The sequence below is a fragment of the Bradyrhizobium sp. P5_C11_2 genome (assembly GCF_054049755.1).
In genome coordinates, this window is record NZ_JBFULT010000469.1 from 1 (window position 1) to 5,972 (window position 5,972).

The 5,972-nt window shown below is 63.8% G+C and carries 2 protein-coding genes, 1 pseudogene and 1 riboswitch; of the genes and pseudogenes, 1 reads left to right on the forward strand and 2 read right to left on the reverse strand.

Features of this window, described 5'->3' with window-relative positions; genetic code table 11:
* Nucleotides 1–668: pseudogene (locus ACXJL8_RS31265) on the reverse strand (lytic transglycosylase domain-containing protein); the annotation flags it as partial.
* 325 nt (nucleotides 669–993) lie between these two features.
* Here ACXJL8_RS31265 and ACXJL8_RS31270 point away from each other — a divergent pair.
* Nucleotides 994–2,730, forward strand: a complete 1,737-nt coding sequence (locus tag ACXJL8_RS31270) for an adenylate/guanylate cyclase domain-containing protein (RefSeq protein ID WP_456622441.1) — start codon at nucleotides 994–996, stop codon at nucleotides 2,728–2,730.
* Between the two features lie 163 nt (nucleotides 2,731–2,893).
* Here ACXJL8_RS31270 and ACXJL8_RS31275 read toward each other — a convergent pair whose 3' ends face one another.
* Nucleotides 2,894–4,951 carry a TonB-dependent receptor gene (locus tag ACXJL8_RS31275; RefSeq protein WP_456686172.1) on the reverse strand — a complete coding sequence of 686 codons (2,058 nt, stop codon included), beginning with the start codon at nucleotides 4,949–4,951 and terminating at the stop codon, nucleotides 2,894–2,896.
* A gap of 482 nt (nucleotides 4,952–5,433) precedes the next feature.
* Nucleotides 5,434–5,644: riboswitch (cobalamin riboswitch) on the reverse strand.
* Between the last annotated feature and the right edge of the window lie 328 nt (nucleotides 5,645–5,972).

Sequence of the window (5,972 nt, forward strand, 5' to 3'; positions counted from 1 at the left end):
TAAGAGTCCTCCTCGCTGCGTTCGGACAATTCGTCGGTGCGCCAGGCCTCGCGCACGAGACGCGCGGCCCTGTCGCTGTCGCCCTCGGCGAGCAGCACGCGGGCGAGCGCGAATTTGCCCTTGGCGCTGGTCGGCCGGTCCATGGTGAATCTGTGCACGGTGGCCGCGTCGCTCTTCTCCTGCCACAGCCGCGCTTCGGCGCGCCGGCGCAGCAGCGCGCTGCTCGGCCAGTCCGGGTTGGCGGCGAGGAAGGCGGCGTAGCGCTTGAATGGCGCGGTGCTCTCGGAATGGCGCAACATGAACCAGTCGGCGAGCTTCTGTCCGGCGGGATCGGCAATGCGGTCGCGCGCCGCGCTTGCATCATCGGTCTTGCCCTTGCGGGCCAGATCGATCGCGTCCTTCAGCGCGGCGAGATCGCCGGTGAGCGGCGGGGCTGCCGGCTTGTCCGAGGGCTCGTCGTCGGGCTTCTTCGACTTGCGTTTGGCAGCGGCGTGCTTGCCATGGCGCGACTTGGCCGCCGCGGCATGGCGCTGCTTGCCGGATTTCGCTTCATGCGTCTTCTTCGACGCGGATGATTTGTGACTGCTCTTCGCTGCCAACTCGGTGGGGAGAAAGGCCAAAGCGGCCACGGCAACGACACACGCGAGCGAGCGTAGGCACTGGTTCATTCCGTGGTCCCCCTGCGAAACCAGTACAAACCAAAGTCCGCGACGACATGCGGCTCGAGAATCAAGACGACATCAAAAACGATGACACAGCATCGTTTCGCATTCCTCACGCTCACGCAACAATGCGGCAAAATACGGATGGAAGGCGGGAACTCGTGCAACGGGGGATAGAAGTAGCGCCTTTAATCTTTGTTAACGAATGGGGCGCGCGCGACGGTGGCAGGCGGTTCAGGACGCCAAGAACAGCCGGATTGCGCGTGTTCCCAAGCCAGAATCCGGTGTATTGAGGTCCCCAGACCCCCTTTTCAGCCATTGTCCCGGACCCATGCCGATTTTCAACCAGTCGATCCGGCGCAAGATCGTCGGGATCGCCCTCGGATTGATCGTCCTGATGCTGGTCACCTCGATCCTGTCGATGGTGATGTCCAGCCAGGTCGGCATCCTCCTGGACGAGCTGACCGATCGCTACATCCCGGCCTACGGGCACCTGGCGCGCGCCAATATCCGCTCGCTGGAGCGGTCGGTGGCGCTGCGGCGGATGGTTATGATGAAGATGCAGGCGCCCTCAGAGGAGGAGGCCTATGCGGCGCGCCTGCGCGAGTTCGAGGAAGCGGACCGGAAGATCGACGAGGAGGCCGAGAGTGCGCGCAAGCACATCAACGCGATCATCGACGACACCAGGACACATTCCGACAATGCGGCGCTGGCGCGGATCGAAACGCGCATCGAGACCGTCGTCACCGAGCTGCGGCAGGGGATGAACGAGGAACACGCCAAGTTGCTCAAACAGGTCGATGCCAAGCAGATGACGGAGATGCGCGGCACGCTGGAGCATCTCGACGCGCTGCGTGACCAGTTCAACCAGAAGATCGACGCGATCCGCGCGGACATGCTCAAGCAGGTCTTCGCCAGCACGGCGCAGGTGATCGGCCACCAGCGCCAGGCGATGATCGTTTCGGGCATTGTGACCATCCTCGCGGCGATCGTCGGATTTGTCTTTGCGCTATTGGTCTCCGGTGGCATCACGCGTCCGGTGCGGCTGTTGCTGGCCGGCACCCGCGAGGTCGAGGCCGGCCGCTTCGACAAGGCCATCACGGTGTCGACGCAGGACGAGATCGGCGAGCTCGCCGCCGCCTTCAACCGGATGGTCGAGCAGTTGCGCCACAACGAGCGGATCCGCGAGACCTTCGGCCGCTACATCGATCCCAAGGTGGTGCAGGGGCTGATCGAGCGGCCGGAAGTCGCCATCGACGGCCAGCGCCGGGTGATGACCATCATGTTCTGCGACATGAGCGGCTTCACCTCGATGAGCGAGGGCATGACCCCGCGCGGCCTCGTCAAGGTGATGAACCACTATTTCACGCTGATGTCCGGCCCAATCAGGAACAACCGCGGCGTCATCGACAAATATATCGGCGACGCCATCATGTCCTATTGGGGGCCGCCCTTCATCGAGGAGGACGAGCAGGCGCTTCTCGCCGGCTGTGCTGCCATCGACATGGCCGATCAGGTGCCGGCGCTCCAGAAGCAGTTGCCGGATCTCCTCGGCATCCGCGCCATGCCGGTGCCGTGCGACTTGCGGATCGGTATCGCCACCGGCGAGGTCTTGACCGGAAGCATCGGCTCCGAGCTGATGATGAGCTTCACCGTGATGGGCGATGCCGTGAACCTCGCCTCGCGGCTCGAGGCCGTCAACAAGGTCTACGGCACCCGCATCCTGATCTCGCAGGCGACCGCGGATGCGATCGGATCGGGTCTCGAACTCCGCGAGGTTGATCGTCTCGCGGTCGCCGGCCAGAGCGCGCCGCAGCCCATCTTCGAGGTGATGGGCAGGGCGGGCGCGCTCACGACGCAGCAGGAAAGCTTGCGCGCGCATTATGCCGACGGCCTCGCCGCCTATCGCGCCCGCCGTTTCGACGACGCACGTGCCGCCTTCAACGCGGCGCTCGAAGCCGTTCCCGGCGACGGTCCCTCGCGCACCATGCTCGCCCGCATCGCGCAGTTCGAGGCCAATCCGCCGGACGCCGGCTGGGACGGCGCCTGGCGGCTGGAGCAGAAGTAATTATTTCACTCCCCTCGGTGTCGTCCCGGCGAAGGCCGGGACCCATAACCCCAGGGGCAGTTTGGCGAAGACTCGCCGTTCAGTACTGCTGCCTTCCGCAATCGAGAGATCACGCGGTATGGGTTCCGGCCTTCGCCGGGACGACATTGGAGAGGCTGCATCCTCACCATTTGAACGAAGCGGCCACCTCGTAACTCCGCGGTGCGCCCAGGATGATCTGGTCGGTGTAACCGGGATCGCCCCAGGCGGCGTAGAGCTTGTTTGTCAGGTTTTTGACGCGAAAACTGATCCGGGTCTGGTCGACACCCGGGAAATAGGCCTTGGGGATGTCGACGAAGGCGAATGCGTCGAAGATCGTGTAGGCGTTCATGGTGACCAGATTGTCCTGGAAGTTGAAGCGGTCGCCGACGTGGCGGACCAGGCCACCGATCTCCACCGGCAGTTTCGTGTCGAAGCGATAGGACGCCCCGGCATTGGCGATGAAGTTCGGGACGTTCGGCGGCGTCTTGCCCGAGTACGACTGGAAGTCGCCATTGCCGTCGACATAGGTGAAGTCGATGAACCGCGACTGCACGAAGGCGACATTGCCCCACAGCTTCAGGCCGCCGACCGGGTTGACCGCGGCCGCGATCTCGATGCCCTTGGAGGCCATCTTGCCGGCGACGTTGAACAAGATGCCGCTCTCGGGGACGTAGACGTTCTTGCGTTCGATGTCGAAGGCCGAGAACGTGGCCTCGGCCCGCTTGTCGGCCGATTGCACCTTCACGCCGGTCTCATAGATCCGCGACGTCGTCAGTAGCAGCGGCGTAGTGGGCCTGAGGATGAAGATGTTCGCCACCGTCGGGTCGGCTGCCGTCGCGTACTGGCTGTAAAGCATCACGCCGGGCGCGATGTCCCAGGTGTAGCCGACGCGTCCGGTGATCGGCTTGAACGTCGTCGAGAAAGGATAGTTGGCTTTCAGGAGGCCGTTCTCGCCGAAGCGGGTCCGCGACAGCTCGATATTCTCAAAACGGATGCCGCCGATCAGGGCGAATGTCGAAGTCAGCTTCAGCCGGTCCTCGAACGACAGGGAGACGGTGTCGAGGTGGGTATAGATCTTCTCGTCGCTGCGCGGACCGTAGAGCCCGCGGTCCGGATTGATCAGGTCGACCGTGTCCGAGAAGAACAGCGTGTCCTGCGAAACGTTGAATTGCGAGCTGCTCGCCGCGACGGTGGCGACGAAGCGGTTGTCCATGCCGCCGATATTCGAGTTGACGGTAAGGTCGGTGATGTTCCCATAGAGCCGCTGCGCATGGTCCAGCGCCAGGCGCTCGCGATAGACGTTGTTCGGGCCGGAATCGTCGAACGAATTGATCTCGTTGTTGAACCAGTGCCGGTGCGCATCGTAGCCGTAGACCTGGCTGCGCAGCGAGACGCTGTTGTTGATGTCCCACTGGAAGCCGCTACGCAGCCAGAGCTCGCTGGCGCCGCTGTGGTTGTCGAGCACGTTGTAGGTGGTGGTTAGCGTGCGCGCGTCGATGGTGACCGGATTGAGCATCCCGGTGTGGCCGTTGAGGTAGTAATTGGTCCACTGGCCCGAGACGATGCCGTTCGTCGGAATGATGCCCGGAGCGTTCGCCGGCACCAGCGGCGTTCCCCAGTAGAAGCGGTCCTTGTCCTGCCTGTACTCGGCCGCGCCCCAGACCTTCAGGCTCTCGTTGACGCGATAGTTCAACTGACCGGAGACGTTGCTGAGTTTCGAATAGGTGTCGTCGATAAAACTCTTGTCGTTGAAATGGCTGATGTCGAAGCGGTAGTCGAGGCCGCCGATCAGCGTGCTGCCGCCCGAACCGTAGCCGGCGCGATAGCCGTTGAAGGAGTCGTAGGAGGTGARGGCCTCGTTGACGATCGGCCCGGTGCGCGGTGCCTTGGTGACGTAGTTGATGGCGCCGCCGGTCGCGCCAAGGCCCGCCACCAGCGAGTCTGGTCCCTTGATGATCTCCACCTGCTGCAGATTGGAGGTGTCCATCGGACGGCCGGTCATGGTCGACGGACCGATCGGGATGCCGTTGTAGAGGGTAGAGATCTGGTCGCCGCTAAAGCCGCGCATCGAGAAGATGGCGGGTGCACCCGGCGCATCGCCGCCGGTCACGCCGACCGCCAACTTGGCGACATCAGTGGTGGTCCTGATGCCCAGCTCCCGTATGGTCTGCTGGTCGATGACCTCTACGCTCGCGGGCATCTCCCGGGCCGTGATCCCGAGCCGGGAGCCGACCTCAGTGACGGCGCCCGTGTTCAGCGGCGTTTGGACCGGGCCGCTCGGCGGTTGGGTCGCCGGAACGGCGACGACAGGGGCGCCGCGATTGCGTCCCGCGGCCCGGCGGGCCGCGCGGGATCGCTGATTGCCGGGGCCGACGGCCGGAGCCGGCTTCGGAGTGGGCGGTGAGACGATGACCGGGCCAACCTCCCGGGACCGGTTGTCCTGAACCGCGCTCTGGGCGACGGCAGTGGAAGACAACGACGCCGACGAGAGCGCGGCAATCAGGAAAACACGCGAAAACGCTGGCGCAACGCCAGCACCGATATGAAGATTTTGCACGACAACGCTCTGCGGCGACGCAAACAGACTGTCACCGCGGTTGCCTTAGCCATCTACCTTCGCCCCAAGCGGCAGATGCACCGGCTACTTGTCCGACATCGGGGCACCCCGCCCAATGCGTTCGCGCGTGACCATGGCTGGCAGCAGGTTTCCTGGCTCGCGGGTCATCGCCTTCGACCACCTTCCCAGAGGCCCGCGTGGGGCTCCAGTGGTTTGTTTGGTCGTCGGCTATCCGCCTACAGTTGCGGGGGCAGCCGCGGAATTGCCCGCCGAGACGGACGCACCGCATTCCCTTGAAGAGTCCTTGCAGACACTACCGCCGATGAAACTGGCATCTGCCAGAGAGCGCGTCAATATGTGGCTACCTCCCGGCTGCCTGCCTCGATGTCGCAACGAGCTCACGAAGGCGTCGCCTTGAACAAAAGAAATTCTACCCCATAACGATGTTCGCCGTGACCTATTTCCCGGGCTTAGGTTGAGTGTCCTTGAGGCGTTTGATGGGGACACGCCGATGACAGACCTTCAGGACAGGCTGGAACGGTTCGAGACGCTCACCGCCGAATGCGAGCTGATCACCAAGCTCGCCACCGACGCTGCGAAGCGGGAGTTTTATCTGAAACTCGGGGAGCAGTACCGCCAGCTGGCCGCGGACATGCGGCAGGTG